Genomic DNA, 20760 nt, shown 5'->3' with positions numbered 1-20760 from the left:
CTGTGTTCAGGTCGCGTGTGGTTGTGCTGGCGCTGGCGCTGGGCGTTATCGCGGCGCCTGCCGCCAGTTGCGCTCCCGCGCCGGTTGCTCCGCACACCACGCCTTCGGCGGCGCGTATCGTTGCTGCGCGAGTCGACGCTCTGCCGTTGCTCGATCCACATCACCCGTGCAGTTCGTTCGTGGCGCACGATCTGGCGCATATCACCCGCGCTGCAACACGCATTCCCGCACTCTACGACAGCAACGGCGCGGGTCTCGCGGTCGGCGACCTGGATGGCGACGGTGATCAGGACATCGTGCTGGCAAATCTGGCAGGCGCCAATACGCTGCTCTGGAACGAGGGCGATCTCCATTTTCGCGCTGAACCGCTTGGCAACGGGCGAATCCGCGGGTTGACGATTGTCGATGTCGATAGCGATGGACGGCTGGATATCGTCGGAACCCGTCAGTTCGATAAGCCGGTCTGGTGGCGTAATGCTGGCGCCGGACATTTTGAGGAAACGACGCTTCCCGGTGTTCACAACTGGTTCTATGCCCATACCTGGGCTGATCTGGATGGTGATGGCGATCTTGACCTGGTTGCTGCGTCATACGACACCGAAATCCAGAAGCAGCAGGGATTGATTTTCCAGTACCGCGGCGGCGGTGTTGGCGTGTTCGTCTACGAACGGCGCGGGGACGCCTTCGTCGCGCATCGCCTCACCGATCAGGCGGATGCCCTGGCGATTGCGTTGCCCGATCTGAATGGCGATGGTCGTCGCGACATCTGGATTGCCAATGATTTCAATCGTCCGGATTATGTCTGGACGCAGGGCGCCGCGATCAGTGAATGGACGCCGTTCGTTCTTCCTGAGCGGATCAGTGAGAATCCGATGAGCCTCGATCTTGGAGATGTCGATAACAATGGTATGGCGGAGTTGTTTGCGACTGATATGAAACCGGTGCGCAAGGACGAGGCGACAATGGCGCAGTGGCTCCCCGCAATGCGACGATTGACCAGACCACTGTCCAGTGCCGACCCGCAGTATGCCGAAAATATGCTGCTGGTGCGCGGCGCCGATGGTCGCTGGCGGAACGAAGCCTACGAGCGCAGGATCGACTCGACCGGATGGAGCTGGTCGGGTGTTTTTGGTGATCTCGATCACGATGGGTGGCTCGATCTCTATGTGGTCAATGGCATGATTGCTGCCGGATTGCTCGATTATCTGCCCGACAGCGAGCTGGTCGAGGCGAACGTCGCGCTGCGCAACACTGGCAACGGTCGCTTTGCGATGGCGCCGGAGTGGGGGCTTGGCGCGCAGCGCAGCGGTCGCGGCATGGCGATGGCAGACTTCGATGGTGATGGCGACCTCGATATCGTGGTCAACAATCTGATGACACCGGCACAGTTGTTTGAGAACCGGCTCTGCGACGGCGCGAGTCTCCTCGTCGATCTCCGCATGCCGGGAAGCGCCAATGCCGCTGCGATTGGCGCCGAACTGACGTTGATAACGAATGTTGGAGCATTCCACCGCGATGTGCGCGCAACAGCAGGTTATCTTTCGGGTGCGACGTCGCAGGTGCACTTTGGTTTCCCTGTCGATGCTGTTCTGGAACGGCTCGAGGTGCGCTGGCCCGATGGGGCGGTCTCGGTGATCGAGAGTCCGCTGGCGCGGCATCGCTTGCGTATCCTCCGCCAATGAACGGTTTGCAACTATGCATACGATACGGTCTTCCGCTCTTCAGAGGCGTCCGCCGCTGCTTGACCTGATCGATCTGCGGTCGCAGACATTGCCGTTTGCTCTTTTGTTGACGCTGAGCATTGCAGGGAGCATCGTTGCAGTGACGCTGGTGCGTGTTCTACTATGGCAGGCGACAGCTGGCGCGCTGTTGGTGATCCTTCCGCCAGCGCTGTTGAAGTGGCGTGATGATGCCAGACGCTATGGCGTTCCGGCAATGACGCTCTGCGTTTTGCTGGCATTGCAGGGCTTTCATACTATCGAACATATTGCCCAATGGACACAGTACCACATCTTGCGCTGGCCCTCGTTCCGCTCGAATGGGTTGCTCTCCGCAGCGAATTCGGAATGGGTTCACTTCGTGTGGAACTGGGGGTTTCTCCTGGTCTGTGTTTATCTCGTGCATGCTGGCATGCGCGGGTGGTGGGGATGGTTGTTGCTCGGCGTCGCCGCGTTTCACACCCTGGAGCATACCTATCTGATGTGGCGGTTTCAGGTGACGCTGCGCGAACTCGGCGCGCTCGGCATTACCGATCTGCAACCGCAGGGTCTCCCCGGTTTCTTTGGGCGCGACGGCTGGCTGGCGACATCAGATATGACGCAAAACACGTTCCTCTGCCGTTTGCCGGGCTTTGCCACCGCTCCACGGATCGATGTCCACTTCTGGTGGAACGTGATCGAAATGACCTTCCTGCTGCCAGCAGCGAATGACTTTGCGCGTCGCGTGAGGGCAGCGCGGGTTGTGGCATAATAGCCGCATCTGTGTCGCAGGATCGCCCTGCAAAAGAGAAACGAGGTTCCCCAATGCCGCCAAAAATCGTCTTCATCGGTGCGGGCAGCACTGTGTTCGCCAGAAATCTGATGGGCGACATTCTGAGCTTCCCCGAACTTGCCGACGCAACGCTGACGTTGTTCGATATTGACCCGGAGCGCCTGCGCACCTCCGAGATTGTGGCGCACAAAGTCGCAGCAGCGCTCGATGCGCGCCCGACGATTGAAGCGACAACTGATCGCCGGCGCGCACTCGACGGCGCCGACTATGCGATCTGTATGATCCAGGTCGGCGGGTATAAGCCTGCCACGGTGATCGACTTCGAGATCCCGAAGAAGTATGGTTTGCGCCAGACCATCGCCGACACGCTCGGCATCGGCGGGATTATGCGCGGGTTGCGCACCATTCCGGTGTTGTTGTCGATGTGCCGGGATATGGAAGAGGTCTGCCCGGACGTCACCTTCCTGCAATACGTTAATCCGATGGCGATCAACTGCTGGGCGATCAGTCGCGCCAGCCGGATCAAGACCGTTGGCTTGTGCCACAGTGTGCAGGGCACCGCCGAACAACTGGCGCACGATATTGGCGTGCCGGTCGAGGAGATCAACTATATCTGCGCCGGTATCAACCATATGGCGTTCTACCTGCGGTTCGAGCGCAACGGCGAAGACCTCTACCCGCTCATCCGCAAGGTCTATGACGAAGGGCGCGTGCCAGCGTGGAATCGGGTGCGGTACGAAGTCTTCCGTCGCCTCAGCTATTTTGTCACCGAATCGAGTGAGCATTTCAGTGAATACACACCCTGGTTCATCAAGCGCGATCGCCCCGATCTGATCGAGCGTTTCAATATTCCGCTGGACGAGTACATCCGTCGCTGCGAGGTGCAACTGGCGGGTTGGGAATTCGTGCAGTACAAACTCGACCATCCTGAAGCGACGAGCGCCGATCTGCGCGCGATGATGCATGCGCGCGCCAAAACCAACCCATATCTGACCGATGAGTTCATCGAGTATGTCATCACAGCCGCCGAAGACCTGGAGGCGGGAAAGGTCGTGCGTAGCCACGAATACGGCTCGCTGATCATCCACAGTATGGAAACGGGTCAGCCGCGTGTTATTTATGGCAACGTGCCGAACGATGGTCTGATCGACAACCTGCCACAGGGATGCTGCGTGGAAGTGCCGTGTCTGGTGGATAAAAACGGCGTTCAGCCGACGAAGATCGGCGCGTTGCCGCCCCATCTTGCCGCACTGATGCAAACCAATATCAACGTCCAGGCGCTCACTGTCGAGGCGGCGCTGACCGGCAAACGCGAGCATATCTACCACGCAGCGATGCTCGACCCGCATACCGCCGCCGAGCTCGACCTGGATCAGATCTGGGCGCTGGTGGATGACCTGATCGCCGCGCACGGCGACTGGTTGCCAGTGTATCATTAGCATCTTCGCGAGATGCGCATTTCCAGAAAGCAACCCTGTCCGATACCGTGGGTAACGTTATCGTTTGTTTAACAATCTATTAACCATATGTTATCGCCTCGCAACGCAGAGGTGAACAAAGCGCAACTCTCTTTTTAGCGCAATGCGTTATACTATAGTCGGAACCGGGACGCAGGCCATTGGGCAGGCGGGTAAACCGAAAGGTTTACGGGGAGATCATTGGATCACCCTCCCGGTTATGTGGTTCCTGGGGGTTCTGAAAGTACGGAGCGATGCGGTGTCACCGTGTCGCTCCGTACTATTTTTAGTGTGATTGTTACGGTGATGCGGTTGTATCACGATAGTGGCGTTCCGGGAGCGCGCGCAGGCGTTCGGCAGCCTGTTCTGGCGTAATATCGCGCTGCGCTTCAGCAAGCAGTTCAAACCCCACCATAAATTTGCGCACTGTCGCCGAACGAAGCAGTGGCGGATAGGCGTGGGCATGCAAATGCCAGGCCGGGTGAGGCGCACCATCGGTGGGGCGCTGGTGGAAGCCGAGGGAGTAGGGGAACGAGACCTGGAACAGGTTATCGTAGCGCGTTGTCAATCGTTTGAGAATGTCCGCCAGACCAGAGCGTTCCTCCGGCGTCAGGTCGCTGAGAGCGCCGACATGCCTGCGGCTGATGATCATAGTTTCAAAGGGCCAGACCGCCCAGAAGGGAATCAGCGCGACAAAATGGTCGTTGACGACGACAAGACGCTCTTCGCGCTCGAGTTCGAGGGTCAGATAATCCGCGAGCAATGAGCGACCGGTTGCCTCCAGGTAGTCGCGTTGTGCGACGTCCTCACGCATGATCGTCAGCGGCAGGCGCTCAGTTGCCCAGATCTGTCCGTGAGGATGCGGGTTGCTCGCGCCCATCATCGCACCGCGATTCTCGAAGATTTGCACATACCCGATGAAGGGCAGCGCTCCCAGTTCTTCATACTCCTGCGCCCATACATCGACGACTCGCGTAATTGCCGGGACATCCATCTCTGCCAGCGTCAGGTCGTGGCGCGGCGAAAAGCAAACGACGCGACAGATGCCGCGTTCGCTTCTGGCGTACAGCAGCGGCGGCACAGCGCTGCCGGGTTCTCCGTCGCTGGAAGCATACTCGCCGGAAGGAACATCCGGCAGCAGTGCCGAGAAGTCATTTGTAAACACAAATGTATGTTCATACTGTGGGTTGATCGCACCATTCGCTCTGGCGTTGCCGGGACAGAGGTAGCACGTCGGATCGTAGGGTGGACGCTGCTCGTGCGCGGACTGTTCGACCTGCCCCTGCCAGGGGCGTTTGGTGCGATGCGGCGAAACCAGCACCCATTCACGGGTCAGCGGATTGTATCGGCGGTGTGGATGATCGGTGAGCGAGAACACTGGCGCCTCCGGGACTGAGAACCGAGAACCGAGAGCCAAGAATCAGGAACCAGGAACTGAGAACTGAGAACCAGGAACCAGGAACCAGGAACCGAGAACTGAGAACCGAAAGCCGAGAACCAGGAACTGAGAACCAGGGACTGAGAACTGAGAACTGAGCACCGAGAACTAAGCACCGAGAACTGAGAACTGAGAACCGGGAAACAGGAGGTCTCCTTACCGCACAACACACACGTTCTGAACTATTGTTCCGCTTCCTGGTGCGCTCCAGGCAATTGGACAGGTGCTGGACTCACCCGGTACGATGGCGCTCTCACACCCGTATCAGACGGGAGGATTCCACGCGCCAGTTGTCCGTATTGTACGATATGGCGTCCGCCCTGGAGTCGCGCGCCGCCATTTTGTCCACCTGGTCGCCAGCATCATCCTTCACTGGACAACCCGCAACGCCCGCACAACAATCTGATCCGGTAACGGTCCTTCGACAACTTCGAGCCGCAGGGCAGTATTGGTTGTATTGGTAATCTGAAGATCCTGTCGCCCGCCAAACGAACCGGGCTGACCGTCGATATTCCAGATGGCAACGGCGTCTTCATTGGCGACGTTCAGCAAACCGATGCCGGCGGTGCGCACATGATTCGGAAAAGCGAAGGCTTCAGGCGGCAATACCGGACGCAGCGCCTGCACGTATCGGCTGGCAAGGTCGCACCATCCACCGCCGGGTACGCCAGCGACAACCCGCACATTCACGTGAGATGGATGACCGATGCTGGCATTGAAACTCCACGTTTCCCCGGGAAGAATCGTAATGCTGCGCAGTGCGCCGTTACTGGCATCGAGCGCTGCGCGAACGTTGTAGCCGACATCACCGGCAAGGCTCAGCGCCGCGCTTTCGCCGACCAGTTCGAAGTGCGCTGCTGACGACGATTGTGCGAAGGCAGCGGTCATCCCTGTTGCTGACCAGAAGAGCGATAACATATCGTTGTGCTGCGATGAGCGGTCAAAAATGACGGAGTGCGGTGCATACCGGTAGTCCAGATACAGAATGACGGCACTGATGACCAGCACAACCACCGCACCGTAGGGGGACAGGAATGATCGCAGCATGGCGCAACTCCTCTGTGTCTGTGCAGGCGTTTCGACCCGTGCGCAGCGCACGGGTAGGCGCAGGCTCGAAGATGTGCGGATTATAGCACAAGTGTTCTAAAAATGCAATGCCGCTTCCTTCACATTTCTCCGGCTCACCCAAAAGTACTGTCCTGCCTGGTTGTCGGTTGGGGTATACTTTGGGCGCCAGATATGTGTGAGGGAATCGATGCCATGCAGATTCGTTTGTTTGTTCTGGTGACCGGCGCCGCGCTGTTGATGGTCATGGCAATGCCCGGATCGGCAGCCACGCCGGTTGGGGCGCAGACGATCAGAACCGTCACTCCCACGCCGGTGCGGCAACCGGACGGCGCGCCGCGTCCGACGGCTACGCCGCTCAGCGCAACAGCGCGCGAAACGGAACGTCTGCTTGCGGCGGCGTTGGAACGCACCGCGCAGATTGCGATCTATCAGATGGATGTGACCGTTCGCGCCGCCGGTGTCGTGGCGGGCGCTCGCGGGACGCGCGAAGAGGCGCTGATCGATTTTCGTGGCGAGTATAATGGCGCAGATTATGCGTTCGTTCTGCGCGCGCCAGACCTTGAGCGTCAGGGTGTCGATCCGACCACCGGCATCACTGCCGCGCGCGCGAAAGGTGTCACCTATGCGCCTGGTCCACTGCCGATCCATGGAGTGACGGAACCGGTCTGGTATGATCTGGGGTCCGATGTGCCGTCGTTTCTGGCGCCGCCGTACCGTCTCGATGATATGCTGCGACGGTTGGGGAATGTTCTCCCGCTGGCGGAGATGGCGCGTGGTCGCACCGAGACGATCGATGGGCGGCGTTGCACTGCGTACCAGTCGGGCGCGGCGGTGGCGCCAGCGGCGCTGGGAGCGTTAGGGCGACCACTCGTACCGCCAGCATCAACGAATGCCAGCGCACCGCTCGATCTGAACATTCAGCGCGGAACGGTGCAACTCTGGCTCTGCGACGACGGGATGTTGCGGCGTATTCAGGCAGTTGCCGCCGGCAACGTTCGTCAGCAACCTTCACAGGTATTCTCGACCACGTTTCGGATCGATATCAGCAATATCAATGGCAAAGTGACGATTGCCGCCCCGGCACAGGTTCGCACCATTCAGCGCACGCCGGAGCCGATTGTCGCAGCGCAGCGCGCCGGTCCGATCCGCAGTCTACCGGGCGGCGGCAGGATTGTGGGGCAGGTGAATGTTCAGGATGCTGTGATCATCATCGAACGCAGCGCAGATCGACGCTGGTACCGTGTGCGTGCGCCGGCTGCAACGGGGTGGGTCAGTGTATCGCTGCTATCGGTGCCCCCGACTATTGCGCGTCAGGTGCCGGTAGCGTCATCGTAATGGCTACGCCATGCGTCCGGGGTTGAGCGGCGGTGCCGAAAAGACCAGACCGGCGCGTTCGAGCAGGTCGATACAGGTTTCCAGGATCTCGACGCCGTGATCATTGAGGGGTACGCCGCTCTCCCAGTCGTGCAGCAGGCGCGACGCTTCACTGTAGGATGCCAGGGTGGCGGCGGTTTCCGGCGTTGCTGGCATGCGCGCGTCGATGGCGGCGATCAGGAGGTTCAGACGCTTGCGGGTGATCTCCATATTCTCAGCGTGTGGACGAATGGCTTGATCGCATTCGATCAACAGACGTTCTTCTTCTTCCAGATACGCGATGATATTGTTCAAACAGACGGTCAACTCGTGCGCCAGCGGATCGTTCCCCGCGTGACGCGCCAGTAGCGCGATGCCGCGACGCGCTTCATCGCGGTAGGCGCGCGCTTCGTTGATCTCGTCGCCAAACCCCAGCGTGCGCGCAAAGGATTGATCCCGGTAGGACCAGAGATTGCTGAGCGTATAGGCGATCTGCGCCAGCGCCGCCATCTGCGGACCGCTGGTGAATGCCAGCAGCGCCTGGATCAGACGCACTTCCTTGAGCACCTTATCGCACAATGCCCGCGCTTCTGGCAGCGCTGCGACAATTGTGCGCAATGCCCGGGCATAGGCGATCATGTCGCGCCGAAGCGCCTGGTTGGCATAGTCGAATGTGCTCATGGATCATCTCCAGGAAAGGGGCGCGGCATGCCGGTCTGCTGTCTCGTAGCGGGTGAATGTGGCATGCCGCGCCGTCGTTTCTGCTGATGTACCGTTGGGATGCGCCGTCCGGTTACGCAGACACTCCTGCCAGACGGTGCATGCCGTCGCGCAAGGCGGCGTACATATCGCGGTAAATGGCATAGACGCGATCATACTGTGCGACCGCGTGATCGTCGGGGACGACGCTGGCGGTCAGGGTGACGCACCGGTCGACCGCGTCCGCGACATCGCGGAAGAGTCCGGCGCCAACACCGGCGAGCAGAGCAGCGCCGTATGCCGGTCCTTCTTCGGCAGCCAGCGTTGCCACCGGGGTTGCGTAGATGTTCGCCTGCATCTGCCGCCACAGTGGGCTTTTGCCGCCGCCGCCGGTTGCGCGGATCTGGTCTGGCGCCATCCCCAGGTTGCGCATAATCTCCAGTCCATCACGCAGCGCAAACACAACCCCTTCCATCACCGCACGCGCCATATGCGCCAGGGTGTGGCGCGCCGTAAGTCCGATGAATGCGCCGCGGGCAAGCGGATCGAGATGCGGCGTGCGCTCGCCGCTGAGGTACGGCAGGAAGATCAACCCTTCGGCGCCGGGCGGAACCGATTCCGCCAGGTTGGTGAGATCGTCGTACCCGAGATGTTGACCGGTCACGGTACGCAGCGTGTCGCGGAACCAGCGGAACGATCCGCCAGCCGCGAGTGTGACCGCCATCAGGTGGTAACGACCGGGCACACTGTGGCAGAAGGTGTGCAACCGCCCATGCGGATCAAGCGCAATCTCGTCGGAATGGGCGAAGATAACGCCGCTGGTGCCGATGCTGCTGCTGACGATGCCGGATTGTACGATGCCTGCGCCGACTGCTGCCGCTGCATTATCGCCGCCGCCAGCAACGACCGGCAGACCCGCGGGCAATCCCAGCGCCGCTGCGATGTCAGGGCGCACTTCGCCGGTCACTTCAGGACCCTCAAACACACGGGGGAGCCAGGCGCGCGGGATGTCGAGCGCAGCCAGAATCTCATCACTCCAGTCACGCTGGCGCAGGTCGAGCAGCAGAGTACCGGCGGCGTCGGCGGCATCGGTGGCGCTGATGCCGGTCAATCTGCGGCGGATGTAATCCTTCGGCAGGAGCACCTGCGCTACCCGCGCATATCGCTCCGGTTCATGATTGCGCAGCCAGAGGATTTTCGGCGCTTGAAACCCGGTAAGCGCCGGATTGCCCGCGATCGCAATCAATCGTTCGGCGCCGACCCGCGCCGTGATTTCGGCGCACTCTGCCGCAGTGCGCTGGTCGTTCCATAGCAGCGCCGGGCGGATAACCTGATCCTGTTCGTCGAGAAACACCGATCCATGCATCTGTCCGGTCAGTCCCAATCCCCTGATCTGCTCAGGCGCAACACCTGCCTGAGCGACGACGGCGCGCAACGCATCACATGCCCCGCGCCACCAGTCTTCCGGGTTTTGTTCGCTCCAGAGAGGTTGGGGCGTCGATAGCGGGTATTCGGCGGTTGCAACCGACAGAACGCGACCGTGTTCGTCGCAGAGGAGCGCCCTGGCGCCGGTGGTGCCAATATCGAGACCGAGAAGACAGGCAGACATAGGAATCCCTCGCAGGCTAGAATGGTTCTTGCTGCGATCATACCGGGTTATGCCGTGCCGTCAAGGGTGGAGCGGGAGCGTTTATTCTACAGGGTTGACAATCACTTCAGGGAGAATTCCCCGTATCATGGTTCCGCTGGAGGGCGGTATTGCCCTCCAGCGGAAACCCGACAAGACATCCCGTAAATCTAGCGGACGACCATAGGGACGTACACGACGAAGTATCGGCTCACGCGAACAGAGATCGACGCCGTTCCGATCGCCCCTTCACGATCGGAGACGCGCACAGTGACGGTGTATGTCCCCTCTTCCGCATAGGAGTGGTTCAGCACAAAACGCTTCTCGTCGGACAGCGCGAGAGGTTGTGGTCCGCTCCCATCGCCATAATCGACGGTCGCATTCCAGTTGCTCAGCGGAACCTCTTCGACATCGGAGAATGAGCCGGCGCCGACGAAGGGATCGTCACGTTTGATCTGGGCTGGTGCGCTGATGGTGACAACCGGCGGATGATTGATCACCCGCACCGGGTATGTTGTGCGCGTTGTCGATTCTGAGTCGCGCACGGTGACCGTCATCGTGTACTGTCCGCTTCGTTCATACCGATGGTTGAAGGTGAACGTCCGATCCGTCGCTGGAGTTATCGTTTGCGCAGGCGTGCCATCGCCGAAGTCGATCTGGAGTGTGATCGAGTCATTTTCGGTGTCGGAGAACGAACCGGCGCCGCTGAATGGCGTGAAGATATGCACAGAAGAAGGGGTGGTCGCGTCGAGCGTCACTTCGGGCGGATCGTTCACAGCGCGCACAACGAACGACGCGCTGGCAGTTGCCTGTGCTGAGTCGCGCACCGTCACGGTGACAGTATAGGCGCCACTGCGTTGGTACTGATGGGTAACATCGAATGTGCGCTGCGACGTGAGGGTATTGGACACGCCATCGCCAAAATCGATCGTCACGTTCAATGTCTCGTCTTCGATATCGACGACCGATCCGCTCACATTGAACAATGCCAGGATGTGGGTCGTGGTAACGTTGCTGGAGAGTGTGATCTCCGGCGGGTCGTTGACCGGATTCACGGTGATCGTTGCCGTTGCCGTGGCGCTGCTGTAGGCGCTCGTTCCGCCGCCATTGCCAGGATTGACGCCGCGCTGACCATTGGCTGCGCCGTCACTGCGATCCCATGCGCGGTAGGTGACACTCGCCTGCCCGAAAAAGTTCGGTGCGGGACGGAACCTGATCCGGGCGGTTGGTTCGAGCGTGAGCGCGCTGGTTATCGATACCGTGCCGACATCCAGCCATGCAGCGCCATCGAGCGAGTACTGCCATGTCCCGTTGCCGCTGGCGCCCACCAGCGCTATTCCTGCCGGAAGAGCATCAGAATCGACATCGGTAACCATGTCGGTAAGCAGCGCGCCAACCGTTGTGCCCGGATTGCTGGCGTCAGGGATATCTTCATCGATGGATGGCAATGTTCGTGGTGCAGGGTTTAGCACCGGTGCGTCGTTGACCGGTGTAACGACGATATAGATCGTTCCGTTGTCCTGCCCATCACTGCTGGAAACGCGGAAGTCGAACCGGTCAGTTCCGTTGTAATGTGCCTGCGGCGTATAGATACGGGTCGATCCTGCGCCGCTGAGCGTTCCACGTGAAGGATTGCTGATCGGGGCGATCGTCAATGGATTGACAAAAGGCGTCGATCCGGTCAGCGTGATTGTTATCGGCGTATCTTCCGGAGTGACAACCACCTGGTCATGGGCATAAGGAGCGTCCACCCATTCGACCATCAGCGCCGGACCGGGCCACGCGATCTCCAGGTGATGACCCTGCCGATTCGTCCACACACGAAAGAGATTATCGCCCTGGATCAGTGCCGATACCGGCACATCGCGCCAGTCGAAACTCCAGTGATGATCGGCGCCAATCGGCGGGGTGGGAGTTTCGGGAGCGCGGGCATTGACATTAACGATTGGAACATCGTTGATCGTGATACGATCACGAACCGTCGGCTCTTCTTTCGTCTGATCGCCAGCCCATGTATGGATGATCATGCGTGCGGCGGCGGCGCCGGTTGGATCATCGGCGATGGTAAGGGTCGATGTCACGGTCTGCGAATTGCGCGGACCAAAGTTCTGCGGCACGCCAAAGACGCGCTGCGCTGAAGCGCCGTGATCGTGTGAGGAGGTGTACATACGCACCTGACGACCGCTGCGTTGAAACCATACGGTGCGCGCTGCGGTCATAATCGATACCCCGTCGCTATCGGTGATCTTCGCCATGAGACGGACCGGCAACGGGTTGCCGTTCGCATCGACCTGATCCGGAATCCATGTCGTATTCCACACCACGCGATACACATTTCCGTCACGCACCGCCTGACCGATATGGCGTTGCATCTGGGTGCGCGCCATCTGGTACTGCCATTCGCGCAACACGCCGTTGCCATCCCAGTCGTAATCGAGATACTCACCGATCACATCAACCCGCGCTATTGTCCGTCCGGTTGGAGGCGTCGCCTGGACGGTGATCTGCGGCATTTCACCGATGGTCGCGTTTTGGGCGGGCGATACGATTGTGCCGCCGGGAGCGGGAATACTGCCGGGTGTGTAGTAGAGGCGGGCGATGAAACCGTAGACATACGTTGTTCCCCAACCAAAGTTGCCTGGACAACTGATGTCCTGACCATACTGATTGTTGTGCCCGATTGTAAAGCGGAAGCGATTCTCGCCGTTTCGCAATTGACTCAGATCAAGCGGCAGGGTGCGTCCCAGCACGGAGCGGAAATAGCAGTGCTGGCGAGCGCCTGCGGGAACATTCTGGATCGGTGGCAAAGGTTGCCAGTAATCCTGACTGTTGACGCGAAAATGCTGGCGGGTTCCGATGTGACCGCCCCAGTATTCGACCGCCAGTTCAGCGCGCACTGCGCCAGCCGGGTTGAATGTCAGACCCGCAGAGCGTTCTACCGGAATGTTGTTGCACGATGCAGAATTGGAAGGACGGAAGCAGAGTGTCAGGCGTTGCGGAAATGCATACTCACGAAACACGTCACCCGGTTGTGGTCCATCGGGCGCACTCTGCGCAATGGCGGTCGAGTGGGTGGGGGATGAAACCGGCAGCATGCTCGCAATAAGGAGGATTCCAAGCCATACAAGGGCACGATTGCATCGCATAATTCGCTCCTGGCGTCTGTTTTGGCGCAACAACAGGCGCATGATGCGAGCAGTGCGGCGCTCAGGCATCAAAACATGGTCCTGCTTCGCTCTTTTGCTACGACATATTGCTTCAGGCTGAACTATAAGGAGAAATGGAGCGCTTCGTCAATAAATCTGAAAAGATTGTTATCAGCGGGGGAGATGGCTGTAAGAAGAGAGTCAGAAATGGCACAGGCGAAGGCAACGCCTTCGCCTGTGTTACAAGAGCAGATACGTCACTTCCGCCGCTTAACGAACGCCGAGCAACAATTCGTTCGTCAGTTGATCGAGGCGCTCATACGCCAGCCCGCGTCGCCCAAGCGCCGCCCGGTCGAACGGATGCGCCTTGAGCGCGGCAGCCTTTTCGCGGCTGTAGCCGCCCTGGAACGGCGCCATCGAGCCGTCGTCGGCAGAGATTTCCGCCAGCAACGCCTGAATCTCGGCATCTTCGTCAAAGCGGCGCGCCTTTTCTTTCAAGATCAGGTAGGTGCGCATACAGCCGCGGGCAAACGCTTTCACCCCTTCATAATCCTCGGTGCGGTAGGCGTGTGCATCGAAGTGACGACTCCCCTGGTACCCGACCTTTTCCAGGAAGCGCACCAGGAAGAAGGCGGCTTTCAGATTGACCGCTCCGAAGCGGAAATCCTGATCGTAGCGCCCGATTACCTGATCGTTCAGGTCGATATGGAACAGTTTGCCAGCATCCCACGCCTGCGCGACGCCGTGCAGGAAGTTCAGTCCTGCCATTGTTTCATGGGCGACTTCCGGGTTCAGCCCGACCATGTCCGGGTAGTCGAGCGTGTTGATGAACGCCAGCGCGTGCCCGACAGTCGCCAGATAGATGTCGCCGCGCGGCTCGTTCGGCTTGGGTTCGAGCGCGAATTTCAGGTCGTACCCCTGGTCTTTCACATAGGCGCAGAGGAAATTGATCGCTTCGCGGTAGCGTTTCAACCCTTCCTGCGGATCCTTCGCCGCGTCACTCTCAACGCCTTCGCGACCGCCCCAGAAAACGTACACCTTCGCGCCACATTCAACGCCCAGATCGATTGCGCGCATTGTTTTTTGTAGCGCGTATGCGCGCACTTTAGGATCGTTCGAGGTAAAGGCGCCATCCTTGAAGACCGGATCGGCAAAGAGGTTGGTCGTCGCCATCGGCACAACGAGGCCGGTTTCCTGGAGCGCCGCCTTGAACTCGCGTAGAATGCGGTCGCGATCCGCCGGTGTTGCATCGATCGGGATCAGGTCGTTGTCGTGGAAATTGACGCCATACGCGCCAACTTCCGCCAGCAGATGGACGATTTCGACCGGCGAAAGAGGCTGGCGCACCGGTTCGCCGAACGGATCACGCCCGATGTTGCCAACCGTCCAGAGTCCGAAGGTGAATTTGTGTTCGGGTTTGGGTTCGTACATGTCACTCATAGGGATGCTCACTTTCGCAGGAAGTCATCAATATGTTTCGCCGCCGCCGCCAAACGTGAGCACACCCGGCAGGGTGCGCGCGTGGTCGATCCAGGCAGTCACCTGCGCCAGCGATGGTACGCGCTTCACCAGACCGCGCTCAGCATTGACTGCTGCCAGGCGTTTGCGTAACTCTTCCGCCTGGCGATGCGCCAGATCGGTCACCGTGCTGACCCCGGCTTCCACCAGCAGACCGGCGTAATCCCACCCGATCCCGTGCACCCGTTCCAGATCGGCGCGAAACAGAATGCTGAGCAGGGCGGGTTCGGTCAAACCGGAAGCGCCGGTAATCTCAGCTCTGCCAGCAGGTTCGGCGCCGCGTGCCAGCAGATCATGGGTTGTCTCAATGCCTGTCGCGCTGAGGCGGGCGATCACATCCGGTTCGAGTCCTTCGACCTGCGCCAGTTTCATCGTTGTTCCTCCTCTCTTCTCCTGAATGCCGCAACCGGGCGGCGTTCCATTCATACGCGCTGCATTATCTGTTGACCGGCGCGTTCGCGCCGCGCGTATGATACCAGGAGTCAGGAAGATGGCGGCAGAGGACTGGTCAGCGTCCAGCCGCCGTCGATGATCAGGGTCTGACCGGTGATGTGCGCCGCTTCTGGCGATGCCAGGAACAGGAGCGCCTGCGCCACATCGGTCGGCAGTCCGACGCGCCCGGTGGGTGTGACGCGTCCCCAGTGCGCTTCGTACTCCGGGTCGTCGTTGCGGTTGCGTTCATTCACAATGGCCCCGATGCCCAGCGCATTGACCGTAATGCCATACAGACCGAGTTCGCACGCCAGCGTTTTTGCCATATGACGCAGCGCCGCCTTGGTGATCCCATAGGCGCTCAAGCCGGGAATTGCCTGCACGCCGGTCACCGAAGCGGAGAAGATGATGCGCCCGCCGCTTTGCTGCGCGATCATCTGGCGTGCGGCGGCCTGCGCGGCGAAGAACGATCCTTTGACGTTCAGATCGAACAGGGTGTCCCACTGTTCTTCGGTTGTGGCGAGAAAGGGCGCGCTGATGGTCAGTCCGGCGTTCGCCGCCAGAATATCGACGCGCCCAAAGGCATCCACGGCGCGTGCGATCAATGCCTGGTTCGCCGCAACCCGCGATAGATCGGCGTCGTGGATCAGGATGCGCCCGCCGTTTGCACGAATGCGTTCCGCCAGCGCCTCCGCACGCTCCGCCTCACCGAAGTGCGCCGCCAGCACTGCGCACCCATGCGCCGCCAGCAATTCAGCCATCGTAGCGCCGATCTCCCGACTGGCGCCGGTCACAATAGCGACTTTTCCGTCAAGTAACCTGCTCATATGCGCTTTGCTGTCTGGCGACTGACCTTGTGATGCGCCGACGGAGACTCCGTCGGCGCGGAAGATGACGATGTAAGTGGCTCAGGGATGCCTCCCGGCGCCTCACGACTTCTGGAATGCCGCGTCGAAGGCGACGGCGCTGGGCGGGAAGTCGCTCTTCTTGACCAGCGCACAGGCTTCTGCTGCGCCAAACTCGCGGTCCATCCCGCTGTCTTCCCATTCCACCGAGAGCGGACCGGTGTAACCGATGCGGGTCAGCGCGCGGAAGATCGGATCCCACTGAATATCACCGTGTCCAGGTGATACGAAATCCCATCCCCGGCGTGGATCGCCGAAGTTGAGATGCGATGCCAGAATGCTGGTGCGTCCGTTCAGGTTACGCCGACTCTCCTTCACGTGCACGTGATAGATCCGGTCGGCAAACGTTTCGATAAACAGCACCGGATCGACGAACTGATGGATCAGGTGGCTGGGGTCGAAATTAATGCCGAACGCCGGGCGGCGCCCGATGGCGGCCAGGGTTTTCTCGGTGGTCACAATATCATAAGCGATCTCGGTCGGATGCACCTCAAGACCGAAGCGCACTCCGACTTCATCGAACACATCCATAATTGGGTTCCAGCGCGCGGCGAAATCGGCGTATCCTGCTTCGATCTGCTCCGGAATGTTGGGCGGGAAGGAGTAGATCAGATGCCAGATCGACGAACCGGTGAAGCCGTTCACCTGTTTGACGCCGAAGGCGGCGGCGGCGCGCGCCGTGTTCTTCATCTCCTCGGCAGCGCGCTGTCGCACCCCCTCCGGATCGCCATCCCCCCAGATGCGTGCCGGAATGATCGCCTTGTGACGCTCATCGATACGGTCGCATACGCATTGCCCGACCAGGTGGTTGCTGATGGCAAAGCACTGCAATCCGTGCTGTTCGAGCAGTTCGCGCTTCTCGCGGATGTAGCGGTCAGACTCGAGCGCCTTATCGACCTCGAAATGATCGCCCCAGCAGGCGAGTTCCAACCCGTCGTATCCGAAACTCTTCGCTTTCGCAGCCAGCGTCGCCAGCGGCAGGTCCGCCCACTGGCCCGTGAATAGAGTGACCGGACGTGGCATAGATGCTTCTCCTGTATTCTATTGAAGACTTCGCTGCAAAAACGCACCGCCGAGACGCCGGGCGCGCAGAGAAGTTCAAAGACGAACTTCCCACCTGCAACCTTCAACCCGCGCGCCCCTACGTCGCCTCTAATACTCCGGCTCCACCCACTGCCTGCTTCCGGCTGAACGTTCAACCGCATCGAGGATCGCCTGGCAGCGCAGACCGTCCTCGAACGTCGGGGCGGGCGACGTGCCAGCGGCAATACCGTTCAGCAGGTCGTAGATGCCGTGGGTGAACGTGTGCTCCCATCCGATGATATGACCGGCGGGCCACCAGGCGCTCAGATATTTGTGCGCATTGCCATTGGTGACCAGCACGGTGCGGAATCCGGCAACGTCGGGCATATCGTCATCGAGCAGCACTTCCAGTTCATTCATGCGTTCGAGATTGAAGCGAATGCTGCCCTTGCTGCCGTTGATTTCGAAACTGTTGTAGTTTGCGCGTCCTTTGGCGAAGCGCGTGACTTCAAACGTACCAACGGCGCCGTTGGCGAATCGCGCCAGGAACAGCGCTGCATCATCGACCGTTACCTCACCCATTTCCGCACCCGCAGCCGCGCCCAATCCGCCGGTCGTCGCCGCCAGCACCGGTCGGCGCTTGATGAATGTCTCGGTCAACCCTGTCACCTCGGTGATTTCACCGACCAGCATGCGCGCCAGATCGATGATATGAGCGCCAAGATCGCCCAGCGTTCCCGCACCGGCGACATCCTTCTGCAACCGCCAGACCAGCGGGAAGTTGGGGTCCATGATCCAGTCCTGCAAATAGACGGCGCGCCAGTGATAGATCCTCCCCAGGCGACCGGAGTCGATCAGCGTTTTGGCGAGTTGCACCGCCGGAACGCGGCGATAGTTGAAGTTGACCATGCCGACGACCTTGTTGCGCTGTACTGCGTCGAGCATCTGACGCGCTTCGGCGAGGGTGTTTGCCAGCGGTTTTTCGCAGAAGACATGCTTGCCGTTCTCGGCGGCTGCAATGCTGATCGCGGCGTGGGTATCGCCGGGGGTCGAGACATCGATCAGACCGATATCGTCGCGCGATACCAGTTTCTTCCAGTCGGTTTCGTATCCTTCCCAGCCAAACTGTGCGGCTGCGGCGCGCACCGCTGCCTCGTCGCGCCCGCAGATCGCTTTCATCACCGGGCGTAGCGCGACATCCGGGAAGAACGCGGCAACCTGCCGGTATCCGTTGGAGTGCGCTTTGCCCATGAACTTGTAGCCGACCAGGCCGACGCCAATGGTGTTCGACATACGTTTCTGCTCCTTTGCTTCAGCACAGTCGGTGTGCACTACTTCTGATATTTCAGATAGTCATCGATGATGGTGGTGAACTCGATCCGGTTGCCGAACGGGTCGCGGCAGAAGAACCGCGGTCGTCCCGGAATGGCGATGGTGTCTTCGGGAGTGTAACCGGCTGCAATCAGTCGCGCGCGCACCTCGTCGAGGTCTTCCACCTCGATGCACACATGCCTCCCGGAGCGATCAGGGTATGGTTCTTCGGCAAAGAGATGGAGTTCGGCATCACCGAGGCGATACCAGATGACATCGAGATCGGCAAGCGATGCAGGGGCGGGAATCTCTTCAAAACCGAGCAACGTCCCATAGAAAGCGCGGGTGGCTTCATCACTGCGAGGTGGACGCGGCAGGCTTACATGCTGCACTCGTGGCCGTTTCATGGGAAATCTCCTGATCACCGATGGAACAGCGGCTGTCAGGCGATGGCTGGAATACAATGCGGTGCGTTCAGTTCTTGAGCGGAGGCGGGGAACTGCGCGACCGCACTGTCGTTCACAGAACCATTGATCAGGCATCGGCGCCGCTGACCAGGCGATATGTGCTGCGGGTGTCGGCGTGGAGTATACCGCAGCACCGGAACAGCGTCAAGGTGATGCTATAATAGCGCGAATGTTGATACACTTTCGAGGAAGATACGTGTGAGTCGGACCGAGCGTCGTCTGCTGACGGTTGACGTTGACCGGCGCGGGTATGGTCGGCGCTACACCAGCCTGCCGGTGGATGAGATCCGTCGTGATGGGTTCAGTATCAGATTCGAAGGGGCATACATTCGTCCTGAACATATCGATGTGCGTCTGGACGACATTGTGCGCTGGCGTGAGGGAGGGCGTCTGTTTCAGGGACGTGTGATCGCTGTGCGGCGTGAAGCGCAGGCGTTGCACGTGACCCTGACCGATGTGGCGCCGCTGCCGCCCGATGCGTTCTTTCCGTGAATGGTTCACATTTCCGGTTGACTTCCAGGCGTACAGGAGGATTGCGCCTCGCACATTGCCTGTTTGAAGGTTGCCAGTTGAATGCTGAATAGTGCAGGTAACCCTCCCCCTCGCTCCTGGTTCCCGGTTCTCGCAGCCCCTACTCCTGCGGTCGGACCACCAGCAAGCAGAGGAGCGACATACAAAGGATCGCCGCAGTGATCGTCGCCGTCCAGCCGATGCCGAACGTGAGCCAGAGCGATGTGGCGACCAGCGACGCGACGACGCGCCCGGCGCCGATGGCGGCTGAGCTGAGCGCGAGCATGGTTCCGCGCGCCGCCGGCGCCACTGCCGAGACCAGCGGGAAGGACGCAACAATCGCGTACTCGAACGACACGTAGAGCAGCAGATACACCGGCAGCAGCCAGGTCCACGCCTGCCCTGCGAATGGCAACGCCGTAACACACATCGCCGCCAAAAGAAATCCGGCGGCAGTCGAGCGCCGAATCCCCAGCCGATCCCCCAGGAGCGCGACTCCCAGCGAACCGACCAGTTCGCCGATGCCCGCCAGCGCGAGCAGTTGTCCCAATTGCGCCTCATTCGCCGCGAGCGCCTCACGCAACCAGGGCGCCTGCACAATCTGGATCAGGTCATACGCGCAGAGGGTCAACGCCATGAACAGCAGCGCCAGCAGCGCTCCTGGCGTGCGCAGTTCCCGCCACTCGACCCGCTGCGTTTCATTCGGCGCATGCCGCTGTCCATCCGGCAGCAACGTGTGCACCAGCGCCAGCGATGCCAGACCGGCGACAAGCAGGATCCAGAAGACCGGCGCCGACTGCTGTGTCTCCTGGACGACCTGCATCAACGGCGCCACACCAAGCAGCGCCCCCAGCGCCCAGGATGTCTCGAACATGCCCAACGCCCATCCACGGCGCGTATAGGGCGTGCGTGCCGCCAGATATGCCTGCGCTGCCGGCTGGTAGAGCGCGACCGCCAGACCAACAAGAATGTAGCCGATCAGAAAGGCAAGAAATGATGGTGAAAGGGCGCACAGCAGCGTGCCAGACGCGAAGAGCGCCAGTCCGCCGCTCATCGTTGTGCGCTCACCCCTGGTATCCGCCAGCGCCCCGCCGATCGGACTCAGCATCGATGCCGCCAGTTGCACGGTGATCAACGCGCTGACGGTGCGCAGATCGATGCCCAGTTCGCCGGTGAGGAACGGCTGTAACGGATAAATGATGCGAAATGCGGCAACCAGCGCCAGACGACCGCCGGTGACAATGATCAATTGGGTCGTTGTCAGATTGGCGTCCCGGCTCGCTGGAGCGACGCGGCTCTGCGCTTCTTCCGGCATC

Annotated in this window: 17 protein-coding genes; 5 read left to right on the top strand and 12 right to left on the bottom strand. The window is 60.4% G+C overall.

The window, feature by feature from the left end:
• Positions 1 to 2: 2 nt before the first annotated feature.
• From ROSERS_RS14890 to ROSERS_RS14880, 3 genes are read left to right on the top strand one after another with little or no spacing between them, the layout of a single operon-like run.
• Entirely contained in the window at positions 3 to 1682 is a 1680-nt protein-coding gene (locus ROSERS_RS14890; protein WP_232282624.1) for a CRTAC1 family protein, read from the top strand.
• Between the two features lie 13 nt (positions 1683 to 1695).
• Complete coding sequence (locus tag ROSERS_RS14885; RefSeq protein ID WP_011957604.1) at positions 1696 to 2469, top strand: hypothetical protein; 774 nt, start codon at positions 1696 to 1698, stop codon at positions 2467 to 2469.
• 53 nt (positions 2470 to 2522) lie between these two features.
• A complete protein-coding gene (locus ROSERS_RS14880) occupies positions 2523 to 3929 on the top strand; it encodes an alpha-glucosidase/alpha-galactosidase (RefSeq protein ID WP_011957603.1) in 1407 nt (468 codons plus the stop codon).
• 316 nt (positions 3930 to 4245) lie between these two features.
• Here ROSERS_RS14880 and ROSERS_RS14875 read toward each other — a convergent pair whose 3' ends face one another.
• Entirely contained in the window at positions 4246 to 5325 is a 1080-nt protein-coding gene (locus ROSERS_RS14875) for a UDP-glucose--hexose-1-phosphate uridylyltransferase (protein ID WP_011957602.1), read from the bottom strand.
• Between the two features lie 429 nt (positions 5326 to 5754).
• Entirely contained in the window at positions 5755 to 6432 is a 678-nt protein-coding gene (locus ROSERS_RS14870; RefSeq protein ID WP_011957601.1) for a hypothetical protein, read from the bottom strand.
• 213 nt (positions 6433 to 6645) lie between these two features.
• Here ROSERS_RS14870 and ROSERS_RS14865 point away from each other — a divergent pair, with 213 nt between their 5' ends.
• On the top strand, positions 6646 to 7788 hold the full coding sequence (locus ROSERS_RS14865) for an SH3 domain-containing protein (RefSeq protein WP_011957600.1): 1143 nt from the start codon (positions 6646 to 6648) through the stop codon (positions 7786 to 7788).
• 3 nt (positions 7789 to 7791) lie between these two features.
• Here the strand turns inward: ROSERS_RS14865 and ROSERS_RS14860 are convergent, their stop codons facing one another.
• The 9 genes from ROSERS_RS14860 to ROSERS_RS14820 all read right to left on the bottom strand — a co-directional run bounded on the left by ROSERS_RS14860 (position 7792) and on the right by ROSERS_RS14820 (position 18874).
• A complete protein-coding gene (locus ROSERS_RS14860; RefSeq protein WP_011957599.1) occupies positions 7792 to 8487 on the bottom strand; it encodes a hypothetical protein in 696 nt (231 codons plus the stop codon).
• 112 nt (positions 8488 to 8599) lie between these two features.
• The gene (gene xylB, locus ROSERS_RS14855) at positions 8600 to 10114 is read right to left on the bottom strand and encodes a xylulokinase (protein ID WP_011957598.1); all 1515 of its coding nucleotides are present in this window, start codon (positions 10112 to 10114) and stop codon (positions 8600 to 8602) included.
• 188 nt (positions 10115 to 10302) lie between these two features.
• The gene (locus ROSERS_RS14850; protein ID WP_011957597.1) at positions 10303 to 13278 is read right to left on the bottom strand and encodes a PKD domain-containing protein; all 2976 of its coding nucleotides are present in this window, start codon (positions 13276 to 13278) and stop codon (positions 10303 to 10305) included.
• A 270-nt stretch (positions 13279 to 13548) separates the two neighbouring features.
• On the bottom strand, positions 13549 to 14718 hold the full coding sequence (gene xylA / locus ROSERS_RS14845; protein ID WP_011957596.1) for a xylose isomerase: 1170 nt from the start codon (positions 14716 to 14718) through the stop codon (positions 13549 to 13551).
• A gap of 27 nt (positions 14719 to 14745) precedes the next feature.
• Positions 14746 to 15168: a DUF4332 domain-containing protein gene (locus tag ROSERS_RS14840; protein WP_011957595.1), complete on the bottom strand. Its 423-nt coding sequence runs from the start codon at positions 15166 to 15168 to the stop codon at positions 14746 to 14748.
• A 110-nt stretch (positions 15169 to 15278) separates the two neighbouring features.
• Complete coding sequence (locus tag ROSERS_RS14835; protein WP_011957594.1) at positions 15279 to 16055, bottom strand: SDR family NAD(P)-dependent oxidoreductase; 777 nt, start codon at positions 16053 to 16055, stop codon at positions 15279 to 15281.
• Positions 16056 to 16157: 102 nt separating this feature from the next.
• Positions 16158 to 17156 (bottom strand): sugar phosphate isomerase/epimerase family protein, encoded by a 999-nt coding sequence (locus ROSERS_RS14830; RefSeq protein ID WP_011957593.1) that lies wholly within the window; start codon positions 17154 to 17156, stop codon positions 16158 to 16160.
• A 129-nt stretch (positions 17157 to 17285) separates the two neighbouring features.
• Positions 17286 to 18449 carry a Gfo/Idh/MocA family protein gene (locus ROSERS_RS14825; protein ID WP_011957592.1) on the bottom strand — a complete coding sequence of 388 codons (1164 nt, stop codon included), beginning with the start codon at positions 18447 to 18449 and terminating at the stop codon, positions 17286 to 17288.
• 38 nt (positions 18450 to 18487) lie between these two features.
• Positions 18488 to 18874: a VOC family protein gene (locus ROSERS_RS14820; RefSeq protein ID WP_011957591.1), complete on the bottom strand. Its 387-nt coding sequence runs from the start codon at positions 18872 to 18874 to the stop codon at positions 18488 to 18490.
• A 258-nt stretch (positions 18875 to 19132) separates the two neighbouring features.
• Between ROSERS_RS14820 and ROSERS_RS14810 the strand changes: the two genes are divergently transcribed.
• Positions 19133 to 19426, top strand: coding sequence for a hypothetical protein (locus ROSERS_RS14810; RefSeq protein WP_011957590.1), 294 nt, complete (start codon positions 19133 to 19135; stop codon positions 19424 to 19426).
• A gap of 139 nt (positions 19427 to 19565) precedes the next feature.
• Here the strand turns inward: ROSERS_RS14810 and ROSERS_RS14805 are convergent, their stop codons facing one another.
• Complete coding sequence (locus tag ROSERS_RS14805) at positions 19566 to 20759, bottom strand: MFS transporter (RefSeq protein WP_011957589.1); 1194 nt, start codon at positions 20757 to 20759, stop codon at positions 19566 to 19568.
• Position 20760 lies beyond the last annotated feature (1 nt).

It is taken from the genome of Roseiflexus sp. RS-1 (genome assembly GCF_000016665.1).
Taxonomy (GTDB): Bacteria; Chloroflexota; Chloroflexia; order Chloroflexales; family Roseiflexaceae; genus Roseiflexus.
This window is presented reverse-complemented; position numbering and strand designations above follow the sequence as displayed.

Excerpts from the sequence above, each read along its gene's own strand:
- ROSERS_RS14805 (WP_011957589.1), bottom strand. The coding sequence starts at position 20,759 with ATGCCGGAAGAAGCGCAGAGCCGCGTCGCTCCAGCGAGCCGGGACGCC.
- ROSERS_RS14860 (WP_011957599.1), bottom strand. The coding sequence starts at position 8,487 with ATGAGCACATTCGACTATGCCAACCAGGCGCTTCGGCGCGACATGATC.
- ROSERS_RS14825 (WP_011957592.1), bottom strand. The coding sequence starts at position 18,449 with ATGTCGAACACCATTGGCGTCGGCCTGGTCGGCTACAAGTTCATGGGC.
- ROSERS_RS14820 (WP_011957591.1), bottom strand. The coding sequence starts at position 18,874 with ATGAAACGGCCACGAGTGCAGCATGTAAGCCTGCCGCGTCCACCTCGC.
- ROSERS_RS14840 (WP_011957595.1), bottom strand. The coding sequence starts at position 15,168 with ATGAAACTGGCGCAGGTCGAAGGACTCGAACCGGATGTGATCGCCCGC.
- ROSERS_RS14865 (WP_011957600.1), top strand. The coding sequence starts at position 6,646 with ATGCAGATTCGTTTGTTTGTTCTGGTGACCGGCGCCGCGCTGTTGATG.
- ROSERS_RS14850 (WP_011957597.1), bottom strand. The coding sequence starts at position 13,278 with ATGCGATGCAATCGTGCCCTTGTATGGCTTGGAATCCTCCTTATTGCG.
- ROSERS_RS14835 (WP_011957594.1), bottom strand. The coding sequence starts at position 16,055 with ATGAGCAGGTTACTTGACGGAAAAGTCGCTATTGTGACCGGCGCCAGT.
- ROSERS_RS14880 (WP_011957603.1), top strand. The coding sequence starts at position 2,523 with ATGCCGCCAAAAATCGTCTTCATCGGTGCGGGCAGCACTGTGTTCGCC.
- ROSERS_RS14885 (WP_011957604.1), top strand. The coding sequence starts at position 1,696 with ATGCATACGATACGGTCTTCCGCTCTTCAGAGGCGTCCGCCGCTGCTT.
- xylB (WP_011957598.1), bottom strand. The coding sequence starts at position 10,114 with ATGTCTGCCTGTCTTCTCGGTCTCGATATTGGCACCACCGGCGCCAGG.
- ROSERS_RS14870 (WP_011957601.1), bottom strand. The coding sequence starts at position 6,432 with ATGCTGCGATCATTCCTGTCCCCCTACGGTGCGGTGGTTGTGCTGGTC.
- xylA (WP_011957596.1), bottom strand. The coding sequence starts at position 14,718 with ATGAGTGACATGTACGAACCCAAACCCGAACACAAATTCACCTTCGGA.
- ROSERS_RS14830 (WP_011957593.1), bottom strand. The coding sequence starts at position 17,156 with ATGCCACGTCCGGTCACTCTATTCACGGGCCAGTGGGCGGACCTGCCG.